We start from the raw sequence: 21,014 nt of genomic DNA, 5'->3' as shown, positions 1-21,014 counted from the left end.
GATGCTTATGTCCAAGTTAAAACACGTCCTACTGCAATCTGCCGGCTGGCTGTTCTTTCTCAGCCTGCTGATGGGACTCGCCCTGCTGTTGCCGGCGAGTACGTTCGACTCGGAGTCGAAGAATTTTATTTTCCTGATTGGCGCCGTCGGCATCTGGCGCTACTCGATGGGTGCTACGCATTTCTTTCGCGGCATGCTGTTTTTGTACGTGGTCTACCCGCACCTGCGCCGCAAAGTGCGCAAGCTGGGCAAGGCCGCCGACCCGTCCCACGTGTTCCTGATGGTCACCAGTTTCCGTATCGACGCGCTGACCACCGCGCAGGTCTACAGCTCGGTGATCCGCGAAGCCATCGAATGCGGCTTCCCCACCACCGTGGTCTGCTCGCTGGTGGAAATGTCCGATGAGCTGCTGGTGAAAAGCCTGTGGGAACGCATGAACCCGCCGGACCACGTGAAGCTCGACTTCGTGCGCATCGCCGGTACCGGCAAGCGCGACGGCCTGGCCTTCGGCTTCCGGGCGATCTCCCGCCACCTGCCGGATGACCGCGCCGTGGTCGCCGTGATCGATGGCGACACCGTGCTGGCCGAAGGTGTCGTGCGCAAGACCGTGCCGTGGTTCCAGTTGTTCGGCAACGTCGGCGGCCTGACCACCAACGAATTCTGCGAAGTGCGTGGCGGCTACATCATGAGCGAGTGGCACAAGCTGCGCTTCGCCCAGCGCCACATCAACATGTGCTCCATGGCCCTGTCCAAGCGCGTGCTGACCATGACCGGGCGCATGTCGGTGTTCCGCGCCAGTGTGGTGACCGACCCAGGCTTCATCGCCGACGTCGAAAGCGACTCGCTGCAGCACTGGCGCCTGGGCCGCTTCAAGTTCCTCACCGGCGACGACAAGTCCAGCTGGTTCAGCCTGATGCGCCTGGGCTACGACACCTTCTACGTGCCGGACGCCGCGATCAACACCGTGGAACACCCGCCGGAAAAGAGCTTTATCAAGGCCAGCCGCAAGCTGATGTTCCGCTGGTACGGCAACAACCTGCGCCAGAACTCCCGCGCCCTCGGCCTGGGTGTGCGACGCCTGGGCCTGTTCACCAGCGTGGTGCTGTTCGACCAGCGCGTGTCGATGTGGACCTCCCTGCTCGGCCTGACCGTGGCAATCATCGCCACCTTCAAATACGGCGGCGCCTTCATCCTTGCGTACCTGCTGTGGATCGGCATCACGCGCCTGATCCTGACCCTGTTGCTGTCGTGCTCCGGCCACACGATCGGCCCGGCGTACCCGGTGATTCTCTATTACAACCAGATCATGGGCGCGCTGGTGAAGATCTACGTGTTCTTCCGCCTTGATCAACAGTCCTGGACCCGCCAGGACACCAAACTGACCCGCGATTTGGCCAGCTTTCAACGTTGGTTCAACACCTGGTCGTCTCGGACCATGACCTTCTCCGCCGGCAGCATCTTCGTTGCCGTGTTGCTGATGATGGTCTGACCCTGCCAAGCCTGAATTAACTCTAGGAAATTGCCCTGATGAACAGCCAAGTAAATGCCAATGTTGTCCACGAATCCGAAGCCCAGCGCCAACATGCCCGCGTAAAAATCCCGGCCAAGCTGCGCTTCTTCAACACCGACCGCACCCAGACCGAAGCACGGGTGATCGACCTGTCCGCCGGCGGCCTGGCGTTCACCGCCACCCAGCCGTTGACCGTCGGCGAAGTGCACAAGGGCCGCCTGCAATTCGTCATCGATAACCTCGGCCTGGCCATGGACGTGGAACTGCAGATCCGCTCCTACGACCGCCAGACCGGCCGCACCGGTTGCCAGTTCCAGAACCTCGACGCCCAGGATATTTCCACCCTGCGCCATCTGATCACCTCGCACCTGTCCGGTGACATCGTGACCATGGGCGACGTGCTGGCGACCCTGCAACGCGATAACTTCACCAAGGCGCGCAAGGTCAAGGACAGCGGCAGCGGCATGACCGCGTTCGGTCGCCTGCGCGCCGTGGTATTCAGCGCGGGCATCTTCATCGTCGGCCTGGCGGCTTTCGGTTTCGTGTTCAAGTCGGTGTACGGCATGTACTTCGTCAGCCACGCCCAGGCCGGCCTGGTCAGCGTGCCCGGCATGAACGTGACCATGCCCCGCGACGGCACCGTGCAAAGCCTGCTCAAAGGTGACGCGGTCGCCGCCAAGGGCGCGCCACTGGCGACGTTCAGCACCAGCATGCTGGATGTGCTCAAGGGCCACCTGGACGAAGACCAACTGCAACCGGCCAAGGTTGAAGAACTGTTCGGCAAGCAAATGACCGGCACCCTGACCTCGCCGTGCGACTGCGTGGTCGCCCAGCAAATGGTCGCTGACGGCCAGTACGCCAACAAAGGCGACGTGATCTTCCAACTGGTGCCTCGCGGCAGCCAGGCCAATGTGGAAGCACGCTTCACCTATCGCCAGTTCGCCGACGTGCGTCCAGGTACGCCGGTGAGCTTCCAGGTCGCCGACGAAGAACAGACCCGCACCGGCACCATCGTCAGCAGCACCAGCTTGAACAGCGCCGACCTGTCCTCCGACATCCGCGTGCAGATCAAGCCTGACGCTCCGCTGGACAGCACCTACGCCGGCCGCCCGGTGGAAGTGACCAGCGACCGCGGCCCTTCGCTGAACTGGCTGATCGACAAAGCCATGGCCAACGGTCTGTAAGCAGAGGACATGCCTGTGATGACTCCAATAAAAACACCGCGGTCCCTGTGGGAGCGGGCTTGCTCGCGAAAGCAGTGTGTCAGCCAGCACATGTATCAACTGACAAGGCCCCTTCGCGAGCAAGCCCGCTCCCACATGGGTTCTCTGTGCACCTTGACACTTGCGGTGAGCCTCGCTGGCTGCGCCGGCCTGCCCGACCAACGCCTGGCCAATGAAGCGCTCAAACGTGGCGACACCATCACCGCGCAGCAGAACTACCAGCAACTGGCAGACCTGGGTTACAGCGAGGCCCAAGTCGGCCTGGCCGACATCCAGGTCGGCACTCGCGATCCGGCGCAAATCAAACAGGCCGAAGCCACCTACCGTGCGGCAGCGGACACCTCGCCCCGCGCCCAGGCCCGCCTCGGTCGCCTGCTGGTGGCCAAGCCCGGCAGCACCGAAGCCGAACACCACGAAGCCGAAGGCCTGCTGAAAAAAGCCTTTGCCAATGGCGAAGGCAACACCCTGATCCCGCTGGCGATGCTGTACCTGCAATACCCGCACAGCTTCCCCAACGTGAATGCCCAGCAGCAGATCAGCCAATGGCAGGCCGCCGGTTACCCGGAAGCCGGTCTGGCCCAGGTGCTGCTGTATCGCACCCAAGGCACTTACGACCAGCATCTGGACGATGTGGAACGCATCTGCAAAGCCGCGCTGAACAGCACCGACATCTGCTACGTCGAGCTGGCCACGGTCTACCAGAAACAAGCCGCGCCGGAAAAACAGGCTGAACTGCTCAAGCAAATGGAAGCCGGCTACAGCCGTGGCAGCGTCACCGCCCAGCGTGTCGACAGCGTCGCCCGTGTGCTCGGCGATGCCAGCATTGGCACCCCGGACGCAAAAACCGCCCAGGCCCTGCTGGAAAAAATCGCCCCTGGCTACCCGGCATCCTGGGTCAGCCTGGCACAACTGCTCTACGACTTCCCCGAACTGGGCGACGTCGACCAGATGATGAAATACCTGGACAACGGCCGCGCCGCCGACCAGCCGCGCGCCGAGTTGTTGCTGGGCAAGCTCTACTACGACGGCAAGTGGGTACCGGCCGATGCCAAGGCGGCCGAAGCACACTTCCAGAAAGCCCAGGGCAAGGAAGTCGCCGCCGACTACTACCTCGGCCAGATCTACCGCCGTGGCTATCTCGGCCAGGTCTACTCGCAAAAAGCCCTGGACCACCTGCTGACCGCTGCGCGCAACGGCCAGAACAGTGCCGACTTCGCCATCGCCCAACTGTTTTCCCAAGGCAAGGGCACCAAGCCCGACCCATTGAACGCCTACGTCTTCAGCCAATTGGCCAAGGCCCAGGACACCCCGCAAGCCAATGACCTGGCCACCCAGCTCGAAGCCCCGCTGACACCGGAGCAACGCGCCCAAGGCCAACGCCTGGTGCAACAGGAACTGGCCGCCCGCGGCACCCTGGCCCAGAGCACGTTGCAACTGCACGCCCTGGAAGAAGACGACGGCGAGGAATCCCTATGAAGCTCAACCCATTCGTCAAGGCCGGTATCGGCCTGACCTTCGCCCTGCTGTGGTCGTGCCCGACCCTGGCCGCGCTGACCGAAGCGAAGAACTTCGGCCTGGAAGTGAAAATCACCGGCCAGTCCGAAGACGACCGTGACCTGGGCACACAAAAAGGCGGCGACGTCAACGGCATCGGCCTCGACGTACGCCCGTGGATCTACGGCGAAAGCGGCGCCTGGAGCGCCTACGCCATGGGCCAGGCCGTGGCTTCCAGCGACATCATCGAGACCGACACCCTGCAACAGTCCTCCGATGACGAGAACCAGCAAACCAGCAACGACGACCGCAAGACCAAGAAAAACTTCCTGGCATTGCGCGAGTTCTGGGTCGGCTACAGCGGCTTCACGCCCTACCCCGGCGAGATCCTCAAGCTCGGTCGCCAGCGCCTGCGCAATGACGACGGCCAATGGCGCGACACCAACATCGAAGCCCTGAACTGGACCTTCGACACCACCCTGCTCAAGGCCAATGTCGGCGTCGCCGAACGCTTCAGCGAATACCGCACCGACCTCAAGGAACTCGCCCCGGTCGACAAAGACCGCCAGCACCTCTACGCCGACGCCGCCTACCAGTGGACCCCCGGCCAGTGGATCGGCCTGCGCGGCCATCACACCCATGACAACGGCAAGCTCGACTACCCGGAACCGGGCGTCGCTACCGACTCCCTGGACAAGCGTGAAAACGGCGACCTGACCTGGCTCGGCATCGAGGCCAACAGCGACGCCTACAACTGGCGCAACACCAACACCGTCAACTACTGGGCCAGCATCACCGGCATGCGCGGCGACCGCGACAAGGTCAACGCCTTGAAAGCCGACGGTTCGAGCCCCGACCAAGCCAAGCGCAGCGACAACCTGAGTGGCTGGGCCACCGACATCGGCGTGCGCCTGCGTCTCGATCCGCAGTGGCAAGTCGGTGCGGCCTACTCCCGCGCCAGCGCCGAGTACGAGCAGAACGGCCTGCAAAGCAACCGTTCGAACTGGACCGGCACCCAGTCCCGCGTGCATCGCTTCGGCGAAGCGTTTCGCGGCGAGATGAACAACATGCAGTCCATGAGCCTGTTCGGGTCCTGGCAGCTGCGCGAGGACTACGACGCCAGCCTGGTGTACCACAAGTTCTGGCGCGTGGACGGCAACAAGCCGGTCACCAGCAATGGCATTGCAGCCGTGGACAACACCACCGACGCCGCCGGCGACATTATCGCCAGCACCTCGCTGCCGCTGGCCGATGGCAAGAAAGACCTGGGTCAGGAAATGGACCTGGTGGTCACCAAGTACTTCAAGAAAGGCCTGTTGCCAGCCGGGCTCAGCCAGTCCATCGACGAGCCGTCGGCGCTGGTACGGTTCCGTGCTGGCGTATTCAAGCCGGGTGATGCCTATGGCAGCGGAGTCGATTCCTACATGCACCGCGCATTTGTCGATGTGGTGTGGAAATTCTGATGGGAGCCTGCGCTATGAAACCTCACCGTTTGCTGGTTGCCGCGATGCTGATGGCGAACGCCACTGCTTTCGCGGATACCGCGCAGCAGGTCAAGGCGCCGACCATCGCCAAAGGGCTGCAACAAGCCAAGACCTACACCATTTCCAGCCCGCCGACCGCGCCGCTGGAAATGGCCAAGCCCGCCCTGCCTGACCTGTCGGGCTACACCGCCGCCGCGATGGAAAGCAAGATCGTGCGCAGCAAGCCGGGCAAGATCAGCCTGCGCCGCATGATGCAGGAAGACGCCCTCAAGGACTTTATCGGCGGTGACAACAAGATGGCCGAATGGGTGGTGCGCCAGCACGGCATTCCCCAGGCGATCTTTGTCGACGATGGCTACATGAACCTCAAGGACCTGCTGGGCAAGGTGCCCAAGCAGTACTTCAGCGAAACGTCGCCCGGGGTGTTCCTCGCCAAGCTGCCGATTGTGGTCGGGCGCAAGGGCATCCTCGACATCGACGGCAAGACCCAGGAGTTGCGCCTGTCCCAGGAAGCCGGTTCGTTCCTGATCAACGACGGCCAGTTGTTTGTGCGTGACACCAGGATCACCGGCTGGAGCGAAAAGGCCAACGGCCCGGCGCTGTTCAAGTCGCCCAAGGAGTTCCGCCCGTTCTTGCTGGCCTGGGGCGGCACCGAGACCTACGTCGCCAACACCAAGATGGCCAGTTTCGGCTATGCCAACAGTAAGTCGTACGGGGTGAGTATCTCCCAGTACACGCCGAACATGGCCAAGGTGCTCAAGCGTGCGGAGCCGACCGGCTGGATCATCGACTCCGAGTTCTCGGACATGTGGTACGGCTTCTACTGCTACGAGACCACCGGTTTCGTGGTCAAGGGCAATACCTACAAAGACAACATCGTCTACGGCATTGACCCCCACGACCGTTCCCACGGCCTGATCATTGCGGACAACACCGTCTACGGCACCAAGAAGAAGCACGGCATCATCATTTCCCGGGAAGTGAACGACAGCTTCATCTTCAACAACCGCAGCTACGACAACAAGCTCTCGGGCCTGGTGATCGACCGTAACAGCGTGAACAACCTGATCGCCGACAATGAGATCTACCGCAACCACACCGACGGCATCACCCTCTATGAGAGCGGCGACAACCTGCTGTGGGGCAACAAGGTGATCGCCAACCGTCGCCACGGCATCCGTGTGCGCAACAGCGTGAACATCAAGCTGTACGAAAACACATCGATGGCCAACGGTCTCACCGGCCTGTACGGCCACATCAAGGATCTGACCGACACCGACCGCGACATCGCCCTCGACCCGTTTGACGCGAAAGTCTCGCTGATCGTGGTGGGTGGTGAACTGGCGGGCAACGGCAGCGGGCCGCTGTCCATCGACTCGCCGTTGAGCGTGGAGCTCTACCGCGTATCGATGCTGGCGCCGACCAAATCCAGCGGCATCAGCTTCAACGGTGTGCTGGGTGATCGCCAGGAAGAGATTCTCGACCTGCTGGTACGCCAGCAGAAAGCCGTGCTGATCGACCCTGTCGAACGCCAGACAGAAATGCAGGACTGAGGATGACCCTTATGCACCCACACATGATCAAACTGCTGAGCCTCTCGGGTCTGACCCTCGGCCTGCTCGCGGCCAGCCAGGGCGTGCGCGCCGACGACGTACAGGCACCGAAATTCACTGCCGAACCGTGCTGCAGCCTGTGCCCGGCGGCGCATGACGCAAAGAACTACACCACCCGTTACCAGCAGAACTTCACCACCCTGGTACAAGCCCAGGGCGACTGGTTGTTCCGCACCCAGGAAGACCTGCGCACCGAATTCGACACCAGCCCCGCTGGCTACAAACGCATGCAGCAACTGCACGATGCGTTCAAGGCCAAGGGCGTGGAACTGGTGGTGGTCTACCAGCCGACCCGTGGCCTGGTGAACCGCAACAAGCTCAACCCCGAAGAGAAAGCCAAGTTCGACTTCGACAAGGCCCTGAGCAACTACAAGACCATGCTCGGCCGTTTCGCCAAGATGGGTTATGTGGTGCCGGACCTGTCGCCATTGACCAATGAGCAGCTGCCGGATGAGCTGCCGGCCCACGATTTCTACTTCCGCGGCGACCAACACTGGACGCCATACGGCGCCCAGCGCACGGCGAAAATCGTTGGCGCCAAAGTGCGCGCGATGCCTGAGTTCGCCGACATTCCCAAGCGCGAATTCGAAACCACCCGCTCCGGGCGCATGGGCAAGACCGGCACCCTGCACAACATGGCCGGGCAACTGTGCGGCACCAGCTACGCGGTCCAGTACATGGACCAGTTCACCACCGAGCCCAAGGGCGAAGCGGGCGACGGCGACCTGTTCGGCGATTCGGGCAACCCGCAGATCACCCTGGTGGGCACCAGCCACAGCGGCAAGAACTACAACTTCGCCGGCTTCCTGGAGCAGGAAATCGGTGCCGATATTCTCAACGTCGCCTTCCCTGGCGGCGGCCTGGAAGGTTCGATGATCCAGTACCTGGGCAGCGATGAATTCCAGAAGAGCCCGCCGAAAATCCTCATCTGGGAGTTCTCGCCGCTGTACCGCCTGGACCAGGAGACCATCTACCGCCAGATGATGTCGCTGCTCGACAACGGCTGCGAAGGCAAGCCGGCACAGATGAGCGCCAGCACGTCGTTGAAGCCCGGCAAGAACGAATTGATGGTCAACAGTTCGAACAAAGACCTGCGTAACGCCAATCACCAGGTTGATATCCGCTTTGCCGACCCGTCGGTGAAAACCCTGCAAGCCACCCTCTGGTACATGAACGGGCGCCACGAGGACATCAAGATCGAGAAACCCGACACATCCGATACAGACGGGCGTTTCGCCTTTGAACTGCGCACCGATGAAGACTGGGCCGCGCAGAACCTGCTGGCCGTGGAAGTGCAAGGCCCCGAGGCGGGCCAGGCCGCGCAGAAGGTTGAAGCGAAAATTTGCACACGCAACGTATTCCCAAGCGGCGGTCAGAAGACCGCCTCCCTCGGGCAATGAGGTTACCTATGCAGAAGTTATTGATCCCTACGTTACTCGGCCTGGCGATGTTTGCAGGCTCGGTCAACGCCGCCGCGCCCCTGCGTCCGCCCCAGGGCTACTTCGCACCGATCGAGGCGTTCAAGACCGGCGACTTCAAGGAAAACTGCGACACCATGCCGGCGCCGTACACCGGGCCGTTGCAGTTTCGCAGCAAGTACGAAGGCTCGGACAAAGCCCGTTCCACCCTGAACGTGCAGTCGGAAAAAGCCTTCCGTGACAGCACTGCCGACATCACCAAGCTGGAAAAAGACACCAGCAAGCGCGTGATGCAGTTCATGCGTGACGGTCGCCCCGAACAGCTCGAATGCACCCTGAACTGGCTGGTGTCGTGGGCCAAGGCCGATGCATTGATGTCCAAGGACTTCAACCACACCGGCAAGTCCATGCGCAAATGGGCACTGGGCAGCATGGCCTCGGCCTATGTGCGCCTGAAGTTCTCCGACTCGCACCCGTTGGCCAATCACCAGCAGGAATCCCAACTGATCGAAGCCTGGTTCAACAAGCTTGCCGATCAAGTGGTCAGCGACTGGGACAACCTGCCGCTGGAAAAAACCAACAACCACTCCTACTGGGCCGCCTGGTCGGTGATGGCAACGTCCATCGCCACCAACCGTCGCGACCTGTTTGATTGGGCAGTGAAGGAATACAAGGTCGGCGTGAACCAGGTCGATGACCAGGGCTTTTTGCCGAATGAATTGAAGCGCCAGCAACGTGCCCTGTCGTACCACAACTACGCGCTGCCGCCGCTGTCGATGATCGCCAGTTTTGCGTTGGTCAACGGTGTCGATCTGCGCCAGGAAAACAACAGCGCGCTCAAGCGCCTGGGTGAAAAAGTCCTGGCCGGGGTGAAAGACCCGGACATCTTCGAGCAGAAGAACGGCAAGCAGCAGGACATGAAGGACCTCAAGCAAGACATGAAATATGCCTGGCTTGAGCCGTTCTGCAACCTCTACACCTGCGCCCCCGATGTGATCGAGCGCAAGCACGGCATGCAGCCATTCAAGACATTCCGCCTGGGGGGTGACCTGACCAAGGTCTACGACCCGGCGCATGAAAAAGGCAACAAAGGTTCCTGAATAACTAACTGAAGGAACAGGGTCCCCATGTGGGAGCGGGCTTGCTCGCGAATGCGGTGTGTCAGTCGACACATCTGTAACTGAACCACCGCATTCGCGAGCAAGCCCGCTCCCACAGTTGAACCGGTTTCGACAGTTGGAATGTTGTACCGCCCTCCCCCGAATTTTCGTGGGGGGGTTTGGGGGGGCTGCGGCCCTTGACTGTTGGTTAAACATGGAGAGATCGGGATGGTTTTCTCGTCCAATGTGTTCCTGTTTCTGTTCTTGCCGATCTTCCTCGGCTTGTACTACTTGAGCGGGCAACGCTATCGCAACCTGCTGCTGCTGATTGCCAGCTATGTGTTCTACGCCTGGTGGCGAGTGGACTTCCTGGCGCTGTTCGCCGCCGTGACGCTGTGGAATTACTGGATCGGCCTCAAGGTCGGTGCCGCCGGCGTGCGCACCAAGCCGGCCCAACGCTGGTTGCTGCTCGGCGTGGCCGTCGACCTGTGCATCCTCGGCTACTTCAAGTACGCCAACTTCGGTGTCGACAGCATCAATGTGATGATGAAGTCGGCGGGCCTGGAGCCGTTTATCCTGACCCACGTGCTGTTGCCGATCGGGATCTCGTTCTACATCTTCGAGTCCATCAGCTACATCATCGACGTGTACCGCGGCGATACCCCGGCAACCCGCAACCTCATCGACTTTGCGGCGTTCGTGGCGATCTTTCCGCATTTGATCGCCGGCCCCGTGCTGCGCTTTCGCGACCTGGCCGACCAGTTCAACAATCGCACCCACACCCTCGACAAATTCTCCGAGGGCTGCACGCGGTTCATGCAGGGTTTCATCAAGAAGGTGTTCATCGCCGACACCCTGGCGGTGGTGGCCGACCATTGCTTCGCCCTGCAAAACCCCACCACCGGCGATGCCTGGCTCGGCGCGCTGGCCTACACCGCGCAGCTGTACTTCGACTTCTCCGGCTACAGCGACATGGCCATCGGCCTGGGCTTGATGATGGGTTTCCGCTTCATGGAAAACTTCAAGCAGCCGTACATCAGCCAGTCGATCACCGAGTTCTGGCGGCGCTGGCACATCAGCCTGTCCACCTGGCTGCGTGACTACCTCTACATCACCCTGGGCGGCAACCGTAAAGGCACGCTGACCACTTACCGCAACCTGTTCCTGACCATGCTGCTCGGTGGCCTGTGGCACGGCGCGAACATCACTTACATCGTGTGGGGTGCGTGGCACGGCATGTGGCTGGCGATTGAAAAAGCCATCGGCCTCAACACGTCGCCGCGCAGCTTCAACCCGGTGCGTTGGGCCTTCACCTTCCTGCTGGTCGTCGTGGGCTGGGTGATCTTCCGCGCCGAGAACCTGCACGTTGCCGGCCGCATGTATGGCGCAATGTTCAGCTTCAACGAGTGGTCGCTGTCGGAACTCAACCGCGCCAGCCTCACCGGCCTGCAAGTGGCAACCCTGGTGGTGGCGTATGCCACGTTGGCGTTCTTTGGCCTGCGCGATTTCTACCGTGACCATCCCGCGACGCCAAACCCGGCGCGCAGCGTGCCCGGCTACGCCATGCGGGCCTGCGTGCTGCTGCTGTTCGCGGCATCGATCCTGAAACTGTCGGCGCAGAGTTTCTCGCCGTTCCTTTACTTCCAATTCTGAGGGAGCCGACATGACCCGATCATTACGCGTGCTCTACATCACCGTGTTCCTGGCCATGCTGCTGGTGCTGGGGCTGTGGTCGATGCGCAGTTTCCTGGGCTTTAGCACCAACGCCGATGCCACCGTGCTTAACGGTCGCTGGACCAAGGCCGTCGAGACCCACTACGACGACGAGTTCCCAATCAAGCGCCTGGGCACCAACCTCTGGGCGGCGCTGGACTACAAGCTGTTCAACGAAGGCCGCCCTGGCGTGGTGCTGGGCCGCGACCACTGGTTGTACAGCGACGAGGAGTTCAACCCCATCGTCAACGAAGACCAGAACCTGCAAGGCAACTACGCGCTGGTCGAAGGCGTGCGCCAGAAGCTCAAGGCCCAAGGTGTGCAGTTGGTCATGGCGATTGTCCCGGCCAAGGTGCGCTTGTACCCGGAGCACGTCGGCGACGTGAAGCCGGCAAGCATCCACGCCAACCTGTATCAGGACTTCCACGCCCGTGTGGCGGCCGACAAGATCCCGGCACCTGATCTGCTTGGCCCACTGCAACAGGCCAAGCTGAGCGGCACGCAAGTGTTCTTGCGTACCGATACCCACTGGACGCCGGACGGTGCGGAAATCGCCGCCAAGCAACTGGCCAAGACCATTGCCGAGAAAACCCCGCTGAGCGGCGAGCCGCAGCGTTTTGTCACCGAGGCCGAGAGCACCGCACCGCATAAAGGCGACCTGCGTCTGTTCCTGCCCCTGGACCCGCTGTTCGAAAACCTGATGCCACCCAAAGAACCGCTGCAAAAACGCGTGACCCATCTGGCCGAAGCCGGGGGCGACGATGCGCTGTTCAGCAACAGCGAAACCCCGGTGGCGCTGGTCGGCACCAGCTACAGCGCCAACCCCAACTGGAACTTCGTCGGTGCGCTCAAGCAAGCCCTGCACAGCGACGTCATCAACTATTCGGAAGACGGCCACGGCCCGATCTTGCCGATGCTCAGCTACCTGAAAAGCGATGACTTCAAGAACAGCCCGCCACAAGTGCTGATCTGGGAGTTTCCTGAACGTTATCTGCCCGTGAACAACGAAATCGGTGATGCCGACCCGTCCTGGGTTGCGCAGCTTAAACAAGCCGGTTCGCGCCAACAAAACATGGCTTTGAACACCCTTGAAAAATCCGAGACGCCCGACCGGGCGCAAAACTGAAAGAGAGGTAACTCACATGACTTTCACTACAACTCCTCGTCGTCTCGCCAAGACCCTGGCCCTCGCCGCTGGCATGAGCATCGCGTCAATGTCGGCCTTTGCCGGTGATGCCGCGTTGTACGGCCCCGTCGCACCGAAAGGCTCCAGCTTTGTGCGCGTGTTCAACGCCTCCAACCAGGAAGTCAGCGCGACGGTTGGCAGCACCAACCTCAGCGACGTTGCGCCCCTGGCCAGCAGCGACTTCAGCTTCATGCCCGGCGGTGACTACAGCGCCAAGGTCGGCAGCCAGACCGTGCCGGTCAAACTTGCCGCCGACCACTACTACACCCTGGTCAACAACGGCAGCGGCCAACCGCAATTGATCGAAGAGCCGCCGTTCAAGAACAAGCAGAAATCCCTGGTACGTGTGCAGAACCTCAGCGACAAGGCCCTGACCCTGAAAACCGCCGACGGCAAGACCGATGTGGTCAAGTCGGTGGCGGCCAAGGGCCGTGGCGAGCGTGAAATCAACCCGGTGAAAGTGAGCCTGGCGTTGTATGACGGTGACAAAAAAGTCGGTGATGTGAAGCCGGTTGCGTTGGAACGTGGTGAAGCGGCGGTGCTGTACGTGACCGGCTCCGGTTCGAGCCTGTCGCCAGTCTGGGTGAAACGCCCAGTGTCGACCCGCTGATTAAATTTTCAATTTAACGCCCCCTCCTGTGGGAGCGGGCTTGCCCGCGAATGCGGTGGTTCAGCACCCGCTGTACCAACTGACACACCGCTTTCGCGAGCCAGCCAGCGCCCACAGGCTCTGACCCAATTCGATTCAAGGAGAAACACCCATGATCCCAGTAATCCTTTCCGGTGGTAGCGGCTCCCGTCTTTGGCCGCTGTCGCGTAAACAGTTCCCGAAACAATTCCTGGCGCTGACGGGCGAGCACACGCTGTTCCAGCAAACCCTGGAACGCCTGGTATTCGAAGGCATGGACACACCGATTGTGGTCTGCAACAAAGACCACCGCTTCATCGTCAACGAGCAACTGAGCAACCGCAAGCTGGACTGCCAGCGCATCCTGATGGAACCGTTCGGCCGCAACACCGCGCCGGCCGTGGCCCTGACCGCGATGATGCTGGTCAACGAAGGCCGCGACGAGCTGATGCTGGTGCTGCCCGCCGACCACGTGATCGAAGATCAGAAAGCCCTGCAACGTGCACTGGCCCTGGCCACCGTGGCAGCAGAACGCGGCGAGATGGTGCTGTTCGGCGTACCGGCGACCCGTCCGGAGACCGGCTACGGCTACATCAAGTCCACCGCTGATTCGCTGCTGCCCGAAGGCGTGAGCCGCGTCGAGCAGTTCGTGGAAAAACCCAATGAAAAACGCGCGGTCGAGTTCGTCAAAAGCGGCGGCTATTTCTGGAACAGCGGCATGTTCCTGTTCCGCGCCAGCCGCTTCCTCGAAGAGCTGAAAAAGCACGATCCGGACATCTACGACACCTGCCTGCTGACCCTTGAGCGCAGCGAACAGGATGCCGACACCGTGTCCTTCGACGAAGCCACCTTCGCCTGCTGCCCGGACAACTCCATCGACTACGCCGTGATGGAAAAAACCCAGCGCGCCTGTGTAGTGCCGCTGAGCGCCGGTTGGAGCGACGTGGGTTGCTGGGCCTCGCTGTGGGCGGTCAACGATAAAGACGCCGACGGCAACGTGACCAAGGGCGACGTGGTGATCCAGGACAGCAAGAACTGCATGATCCACGGCAACGGCAAGCTGGTGTCGGTGATCGGCCTGGAAAACATCGTGGTCGTTGAAACCAAGGACGCGATGATGATTGCCCACAAGGACAAGGTCCAAGGCGTCAAGCAGATGGTCAACACCCTCAACGAACAGGGGCGCAGTGAGACCCAGAACCACTGCGAGGTCTACCGTCCGTGGGGGTCCTACGACTCGGTGGACATGGGCGGGCGTTTCCAGGTCAAGCACATCTCGGTCAAGCCGGGCGCGTGCCTGTCGCTGCAAATGCACCACCACCGCGCCGAACACTGGATCGTGGTCAGCGGCACGGCCGAAGTGACCTGCGACGAGAATGTGTTCCTGCTGTGTGAGAACCAATCCACCTACATCCCGATTGCCTCGGTGCACCGCCTGCGCAACCCGGGCAAGATCCCGTTGGAGATCATTGAAGTGCAATCGGGTAGCTACCTGGGCGAGGATGACATCGAGCGCTTTGAAGATATTTACGGGCGTTCGACGCCGGTTGAGCGTGGCGTGTCGGTGAAAACTATCGCGCAGTAAAACAGTCGTAAAAAGAAGCCCCCGTCCAGCCGACTGCGTCCCCTATCCGCAGCCGGTTGGGCGGGGGCTTTTTCTGTGGGTTTGGGGGTGACTGTGAGGGCCTCTTCGCGAGCAAGCCCGCTCCCACAGGTTGATTGCATTCCAAAGGTTATACGCGGTCAAAATGTGGGAGCGGGCTTGCTCGCGAAGGCGTCAGCCGCATCAACCTATCTCTCAAGCCGCCCAAACCCACCTACGCTTAAGTTAGGATGCTCGCTCCCCATTCGAGGTGGTCTCCATGTTCTTCGGCGTTCTCCTGATCATCACCTGGCTGATCCTGCTGCTGCGCTACCCCGCCAAGGCCTTGCCGGTATCCCTCGCGGCCGCGGTCGGCCTGGGTTTCGTCGCCATCTGGGTGGTCTGGCTGGACAACCGCGAAGCCTCGCAACTGGCGCGCCTGGAACTGCGCATCACCTACGCGCCTGAGGAATGCCCCGCCGACCGTCCGCTGAAACTGGTCCTCAACAATGGCAACGACGTGCCTCTCACCGAACTGCGCTGGCGCGTCGCCGCCTATGCGCCGGGCGACACCGTCAACCTGGCCGACAACGTCTACGCCGCCCCGCGCTACCGCGGCCCCGGCGAGTTGCAGGCCGGCGCCACCTGGGACGATTGCCTGCCCGCCCCACCGCTGCGCCCCGGCTACCGCCCGCAAACCCTGGAATTTCGTGCCGAGCACCTGCAAGGCAGCTTCTCGGACTGACAAAGGATTGATCCATGCCCAACGTACTCATCACCGGCTGTTCCAGCGGTATCGGCCGCGCCCTGGCTGACGCGTTCAAAGCCGCCGGCTACAGCGTATGGGCCAGCGCCCGTCGACCGGACGATGTTGCCGGTTTAGCCGCCGCCGGCTTCAACGCGGTACAACTGGACGTCAACAACAGCGCCGCCTTGCAGCACCTGGCTGAACAGTTGGGCGAGCTGGACGTACTGGTCAACAACGCCGGTTACGGCGCCATGGGCCCGCTGCTCGACGGCGGCACCGAGGCGATGCAGCGCCAGTTCGAGACCAACGTGTTCTCCATCGTCGGCGTGACCCAGGCGCTGTTCCCGGCACTGCGCCGCAGCAAAGGCCTGGTGGTGAATATCGGCAGTGTTTCCGGGGTGCTGGTCACGCCGTTTGCCGGTGCCTACTGCGCATCCAAAGCCGCCGTGCATGCCTTGAGCGATGCCCTGCGCATGGAGCTGGCGCCGTTTGGCATTCGCGTGATGGAAGTGCAACCGGGGGCCATCGATACGAGCTTCGCGAAAAACGCCGGTGCCCAGGCCGAGCTGTTGATCAGCGAGAAATCGCCCTGGTGGCCGTTGCGCGAAGGCATTCGCGCGCGCTCACAGGCCTCGCAGGACAACCCCACCCCGGCCAACCGGTTTGCCGCCCAGGTGCTCAAGGGCGTACAACAAGCCACGCCGCCACGCCTGCTGCGCGCAGGCAATGGCAGCCGGGCGCTGCCGTTGATGGCGGCGCTGTTGCCCAAGGGGTTGCTGGACAAGGTGTTGAAGAAACGGTTTGGGCTGGATGGCGCGCTCTAACCCTTCAAGAAATCGATGAACGCCCGCACCTTCAAGGGTAAATGCCGGGTGTCCGGATACATCGCATAAACCCCCTGGGGGTCGAAGCGATGGTCCGGTAACAGACGCACCAAGCGCCCCGTTTCCAGATCGTCATTCACCAGCCACTGTGGCAGCACGGCTACACCGTGGCCGTGCACAGCGAACGCCTGGAGCACAGCGGCACTGTCGGCCACCAATGTCGTTTGACCGACGCGGTAGAGACATTCGGTGCCTGCCGGGTCGGTTACCGTCAATCCCGTCAGCCGCCCATGGCCCAGGCGGGGCAACTGCTCCAGTTCATCCAGGGTGGCAGCCCCGGCAAACACCGGTGCCGCCACGGCGAATACCTCGAACGTCGACAACTGCACCGCACGGTGATTGGAATCCGGCAGGCGCCCCAACCGGATCGCCACGTCAAAACGCTCGGAAATCAGATCGGCATGGGTCGAGGACGTGGACAAGTGAATGTTCAGGTCCGGGTGTAGTCGCCGAAAGGCCTCCACGGCAGGGGCAACCACGGCCAGGGCGTATTCCACCGTGGTGGTGATGCGCAATGTGCCCTTGAGTTGGGCGTGCTCCGAACGCGCTTCTTCGACCGCCAACCGCGCTTCTTCAAGCATGCGGGTACAGCGCAGGTAGAAGCGTTCGCCGGCATCGGTCAATGCCAGTTGGCGAGTGTTACGGGTCAGCAGAGTCACGCCCAGCTCCGCTTCCAGGCGCTTGAGATTGAAGCTGACCACGGCGCGGGTCTGGCCCAGCAGGTCGGCCGCAGCCGTGAGCGAGCCGGCCTCGACCACGGCCTTGAAGGTGTCGAATCGGTCCAGGCTGACCATGGGCCAGGCCTCCTTTGTCAAAATATTTTTGACAAACTAACAGGCAAACCGACGTAGCCCAACTGCAATGCCCGGCCTACCCTGCCCGCTTCATTCGCAGGATCGCGCTCATGACCTACCGCTCGAAAGTCGCCTGGATATTTTTGCTGGGCTTTGCCCTGGACCTGGTGAACATGTTTGTCGCCACCGTCGCCTACCCGGACATCGCCCGCGACCTGCACGCCTCGGTCACGCAATTGGCGTGGATCAGCAATGCGTACCTGCTCGGTCTCACGCTGATCATTCCATTGAGTGTGTGGCTGGCGGCAATGCTGGGCGAGCGCACGTTGATCGCTGCCAGCCTGCTGTTGTTTGCGGGCGCATCGGTGATGGTTGGCCAGGCGGCTTCCATTGACACGTTGATCGGCTGGCGTGCGCTGCAAGGGCTGGGCGGCGGCTTGCTGATTCCCGTTGGGCAGGCCATGGCCTATCGGTATTTTCCGGCAAATGAGCGCAGCCAGTTGACGGCACGGGTGATGTCCGTGGCGCTGCTGGTGCCAGCGTTGTCCCCCGCCTTGGGCGGCTTGATCGTCGACAGCATGTCCTGGCGCTGGATCTTCTACGCCAACCTGCCACTGGCCTTGATCACACTGTTGCTGGCGCTGCTGTGGATAACACCCGATGGGCCCACGAACCCACGCCCGAGACTGGAAGTGGGCGGCATTTTCAAACAAGTCCGCAGCCCGATGCTGCGCGTGGCGATGCTGGTTTACCTGTTCATCCCTGGCGTCTTCATTGGCACCAGCCTGATTGCCGTCCTTTATCTACGCGGCCTGGGTTACGACGCAACCCGCACCGGCGCACTCATGCTGCCGTGGGCGCTGGCGTCGGCAGTGGCGATCTACCTTGGCAAAACACTGTTCAACCGCTGGGGGCCGAAGCCTTTACTGCTGACGGGCATGGCACTGCAATGCGTCGGCATTATGTTGCTGAACGAACCGACGCTGATCATCGCTGCCTACTGCTTGATGGGCCTGGGCGGCAGCCTGTGCAGCAGCACCGCGCAAACCCTGGCCTTTATCGACATCCCTGCCGAACGCATGGGCCACGCCAGCGCCTTGTGGAATATCAATCGACAAATGAGCTTTTGCCTGGGGGCCGCGGCGCTCAGTGCGCTGTTGTCGGCCTTGGATTCCTTCAGCATAACCTTCACGATGGCGGCAGCTCTGACACTGCTACCTGCTTTTGCGGTGCTGCGCCTGGATACCGCCAGGGTACGGACACTGCTTCACCCTGCCAGCGAGGCTGACCAATGATTGACTACAGCGATTTTTTTGAAGAAGTGATCCAGACCCACGTCGAGATCGAACAGTGGTTTGCTGGCATCGCACCGCAGGGCACCTTGCAGAACCTGCTTGCGCGCTTCTCCCCCGAGTTCAGCATGGTCGCCCCCGCCACCGGCACGCGGGTCAATGCGGCCGGGGTCAATGCGTTGTTCACACGCCTGGGCGGGATGCGCCCGGGGTTGAAGATCACCTTGAGTGAGATGGCCGGGATCGACCGGCATGCACGCGGTGCGACGGTGACTTACCGAGAGCATCAAGTGGATGACAGCGGCACGCAGACCGATCGTCGCGCCACGGTGGTGTTCGAGAAACAGGCCAGCGGCGCGCTGCTGTGGCGCCACCTGCACGAAACCTTCATCAAGGTCTGATGCGGTCGAAAATGTGGGAGCGGGCTTGTTCGCTAAAGCGGTGGGTCGTTGACGAATCTGTTGGCTGACACTCCGTATTCGCGAGCAAGCCCGCTCCCACTTTTTAGCTTTACGCCTGGCTAGTCGGGCCAGGTACTACAAGAAACAGCGAACCGCCTGACATCATTCCAAGGAACCAATCCTCAGTCTCTTTCACCTCTGTCTACCCACAGGTGAAAGGATGCCCAGGGATTTCCTGCAAAGCGGCGTGCCGACGGCGCACACCACCACAACGGGCCGCGATCTGAAGGACATTTTGAGACGCATGAGTCGCCAGGAACGCGCAAAGCTGACAAATGAGGTTCTGCGCCTGCAGAACATTCGCCGTCCTCGCGAAATGATCCGGTTAATGCAGTTGGCCGGAAAACTCCCCAAACGCTTCAGTAATGCCCAAATACGTCGGGATATTTTCATTCAATTAGCCGATCAGGTGGGTGCCGCGTTTGCGGTAACGGGCAGCGGCATTTCAGAAAATCTCAACCACGTCGTCATTGCCATCTACGAGGAGTTCGGCAGCCATGAGCAATAACATCGATCCCGTGCGAGCGCCACGAACGTTGCGTCGTTACACCCAACGTTTCGCATTCACTGTGGGAACTGCGGTGTCCATGAATATGGTCGCCATATCAGGAAACCTTTCACATAGTCTGACGTATTACGCACGAATAAATTATCTCCCCAGCGAATACGCGGTAGTGGCCAGCTGGGTATTGCTACTGACAATGTGCATTGGGTTAGCCCTGGTAGCAGTTGGGTTTCGACTAGGGCCGCCATTACTCGTATGCGTCGCCGTCTTGAACGCTTTGATTTCGGCGGACTATCTTGGGAACCACCCCGTGACTCTGTTTGCAGTATTCCCTCTGTTCCAATCCCTGGCTTGTCTACTGATGCTCCATACAAGAAACCACCGCCGCTTCGTCAGCATGCTGCGGGTCAAGCGCCGACGAAAAATCAGAGCCGCCAAGTCGCTCATTAACTGAAATGACTGACTCAGTGTGGCGAGGAAGCTTGCTCCCTCGCCACAGCAAGCCCACACCTTTAGTTCTGCGTCTGGTCCACGATAACGGTGCAGGTAATACCGGCCGCCAACAGCACGCCTTCCGGCACTTCATCGATATGAATCCGCACCGGCACCCGCTGGGCCAGCCGCACCCAGTTGAAGGTTGGGTTCACATCGGCCACCAGCTCACGGCTCTCGGGGTTGTCGCGATCGTAGATGCCCCGCGAGATGCTTTCCACATGGCCCTTCAAGGTCTCGCCGCTCATCAATTGCATATCGGCTTTATCGCCGACCTTCACATGGGGCAACTTGGTTTCTTCAAAGAAGCCGTACACCCAGAAGGAATTCATATCCACCACGGCCATCTTGGCCTCGCCGATGCGCGCATAGTCGCCGCGATGCACGTTGAGGTTGGTGACGTAGCCGTCCACCGCCGCCAGCACCTGGGTGCGCTTGAGGTTCAGCTCGGCCGCTTCCAGTTGCGCCAGCGCGTGCTGGTAATCGGCCAGGGCCGAGTCGGCGATGTTGCTGGCGTCGTCGCGGTTTTCCTTGGAGATCACCAGGGCGTCGAGGTCGGCGCGGCGGTGGGCGTTGACCTTGCGCATTTCCCAGGTGGCTTTGCGCGAAGCGACGAGGGACTGCGCCTGCTTGACGGCGATGCGGTAGTGCTCGGGGTCGATCTGCATCAGCAGGTCGCCTTTTTTCACCAACTGGTTGTCACGCACCGGCACGTCGACGACTTCGCCGGTGACGTCGGCGGCGACGTTAATGATGTCGGCGCGCACACGGCCGTCGCGGGTCCATGGGGTTTGCATGTAGTGCACCCACAACGTACGGCCAATCCAGATCGCCAGAGCCAGTACCAGCAAGGTGGCGAGCAGGCTGAAAAACTTTTTCATCGGGGC

18 protein-coding genes are annotated in these 21,014 nt (G+C 61.4%); 16 read left to right on the top strand and 2 right to left on the bottom strand.

Annotation, left to right across the window (positions count from 1 at the left end; all coding sequences use genetic code 11):
* Positions 1 to 7: 7 nt before the first annotated feature.
* The 13 genes from alg8 (at position 8) to PSH81_RS04955 (ending at position 16,523) form a co-directional block, all read left to right on the top strand.
* Positions 8 to 1,489 carry a mannuronan synthase gene (gene alg8, locus PSH81_RS05015; protein WP_162232016.1) on the top strand — a complete coding sequence of 494 codons (1,482 nt, stop codon included), beginning with the start codon at positions 8 to 10 and terminating at the stop codon, positions 1,487 to 1,489.
* Positions 1,490 to 1,527: 38 nt separating this feature from the next.
* Entirely contained in the window at positions 1,528 to 2,694 is a 1,167-nt protein-coding gene (locus PSH81_RS05010; RefSeq protein ID WP_192297552.1) for an alginate biosynthesis protein Alg44, read from the top strand.
* A 90-nt stretch (positions 2,695 to 2,784) separates the two neighbouring features.
* Positions 2,785 to 4,209, top strand: a complete 1,425-nt coding sequence (gene algK / locus PSH81_RS05005) for an alginate biosynthesis TPR repeat lipoprotein AlgK (RefSeq protein WP_370694887.1) — start codon at positions 2,785 to 2,787, stop codon at positions 4,207 to 4,209.
* Positions 4,206 to 5,690: an alginate export family protein gene (locus tag PSH81_RS05000; protein ID WP_226457454.1), complete on the top strand. Its 1,485-nt coding sequence runs from the start codon at positions 4,206 to 4,208 to the stop codon at positions 5,688 to 5,690. The genes algK and PSH81_RS05000 overlap by 4 nt, the downstream gene beginning before the upstream one ends.
* The gene (gene algG, locus PSH81_RS04995) at positions 5,690 to 7,264 is read left to right on the top strand and encodes a mannuronan 5-epimerase AlgG (RefSeq protein WP_192297558.1); all 1,575 of its coding nucleotides are present in this window, start codon (positions 5,690 to 5,692) and stop codon (positions 7,262 to 7,264) included. The genes PSH81_RS05000 and algG overlap by 1 nt, the downstream gene beginning before the upstream one ends.
* An 11-nt stretch (positions 7,265 to 7,275) precedes the next feature.
* Positions 7,276 to 8,724, top strand: coding sequence for an alginate O-acetyltransferase (locus PSH81_RS04990; protein WP_192297559.1), 1,449 nt, complete (start codon positions 7,276 to 7,278; stop codon positions 8,722 to 8,724).
* A gap of 8 nt (positions 8,725 to 8,732) precedes the next feature.
* The gene (locus PSH81_RS04985; protein WP_192297561.1) at positions 8,733 to 9,842 is read left to right on the top strand and encodes a mannuronate-specific alginate lyase; all 1,110 of its coding nucleotides are present in this window, start codon (positions 8,733 to 8,735) and stop codon (positions 9,840 to 9,842) included.
* 228 nt (positions 9,843 to 10,070) lie between these two features.
* Entirely contained in the window at positions 10,071 to 11,495 is a 1,425-nt protein-coding gene (locus tag PSH81_RS04980) for an MBOAT family protein (RefSeq protein ID WP_192297563.1), read from the top strand.
* Positions 11,496 to 11,505: 10 nt separating this feature from the next.
* A complete protein-coding gene (locus PSH81_RS04975) occupies positions 11,506 to 12,681 on the top strand; it encodes an alginate O-acetyltransferase (RefSeq protein WP_192297565.1) in 1,176 nt (391 codons plus the stop codon).
* Positions 12,682 to 12,697: 16 nt separating this feature from the next.
* Entirely contained in the window at positions 12,698 to 13,351 is a 654-nt protein-coding gene (locus PSH81_RS04970) for an alginate O-acetyltransferase AlgF (protein WP_192297567.1), read from the top strand.
* 151 nt (positions 13,352 to 13,502) lie between these two features.
* Positions 13,503 to 14,954: a mannose-1-phosphate guanylyltransferase/mannose-6-phosphate isomerase gene (locus PSH81_RS04965; RefSeq protein WP_226457456.1), complete on the top strand. Its 1,452-nt coding sequence runs from the start codon at positions 13,503 to 13,505 to the stop codon at positions 14,952 to 14,954.
* A gap of 277 nt (positions 14,955 to 15,231) precedes the next feature.
* Positions 15,232 to 15,696 (top strand): multidrug transporter, encoded by a 465-nt coding sequence (locus PSH81_RS04960; protein ID WP_124527405.1) that lies wholly within the window; start codon positions 15,232 to 15,234, stop codon positions 15,694 to 15,696.
* A 14-nt stretch (positions 15,697 to 15,710) separates the two neighbouring features.
* Positions 15,711 to 16,523 (top strand): SDR family oxidoreductase, encoded by an 813-nt coding sequence (locus tag PSH81_RS04955; protein WP_226457458.1) that lies wholly within the window; start codon positions 15,711 to 15,713, stop codon positions 16,521 to 16,523.
* Here PSH81_RS04955 and PSH81_RS04950 read toward each other — a convergent pair.
* Positions 16,520 to 17,377 (bottom strand): LysR family transcriptional regulator, encoded by an 858-nt coding sequence (locus PSH81_RS04950; RefSeq protein WP_305392098.1) that lies wholly within the window; start codon positions 17,375 to 17,377, stop codon positions 16,520 to 16,522. The genes PSH81_RS04955 and PSH81_RS04950 overlap by 4 nt on opposite strands.
* Positions 17,378 to 17,487: 110 nt before the next feature.
* Between PSH81_RS04950 and PSH81_RS04945 the strand changes: the two genes are divergently transcribed.
* The 3 genes from PSH81_RS04945 to PSH81_RS04935 all read left to right on the top strand — a co-directional run bounded on the left by PSH81_RS04945 (position 17,488) and on the right by PSH81_RS04935 (position 19,638).
* A complete protein-coding gene (locus PSH81_RS04945) occupies positions 17,488 to 18,672 on the top strand; it encodes an MFS transporter (RefSeq protein WP_305392097.1) in 1,185 nt (394 codons plus the stop codon).
* Entirely contained in the window at positions 18,669 to 19,070 is a 402-nt protein-coding gene (locus tag PSH81_RS04940) for a DUF4440 domain-containing protein (RefSeq protein WP_305392096.1), read from the top strand. Before PSH81_RS04945 ends, PSH81_RS04940 begins: the two co-directional genes overlap by 4 nt.
* Before the next feature lie 220 nt (positions 19,071 to 19,290).
* A complete protein-coding gene (locus tag PSH81_RS04935; RefSeq protein ID WP_305392095.1) occupies positions 19,291 to 19,638 on the top strand; it encodes a hypothetical protein in 348 nt (115 codons plus the stop codon).
* Positions 19,639 to 20,147: 509 nt separating this feature from the next.
* Here the strand turns inward: PSH81_RS04935 and PSH81_RS04930 are convergent.
* On the bottom strand, positions 20,148 to 21,008 hold the full coding sequence (locus tag PSH81_RS04930) for an HlyD family secretion protein (protein WP_226457462.1): 861 nt from the start codon (positions 21,006 to 21,008) through the stop codon (positions 20,148 to 20,150).
* Positions 21,009 to 21,014: the final 6 nt, after the last annotated feature.

Origin of the sequence: Pseudomonas sp. FP2335 (genome assembly GCF_030687535.1) — a bacterium.
Classification (GTDB): domain Bacteria; phylum Pseudomonadota; class Gammaproteobacteria; order Pseudomonadales; family Pseudomonadaceae; genus Aquipseudomonas.
This window is presented reverse-complemented; position numbering and strand designations above follow the sequence as displayed.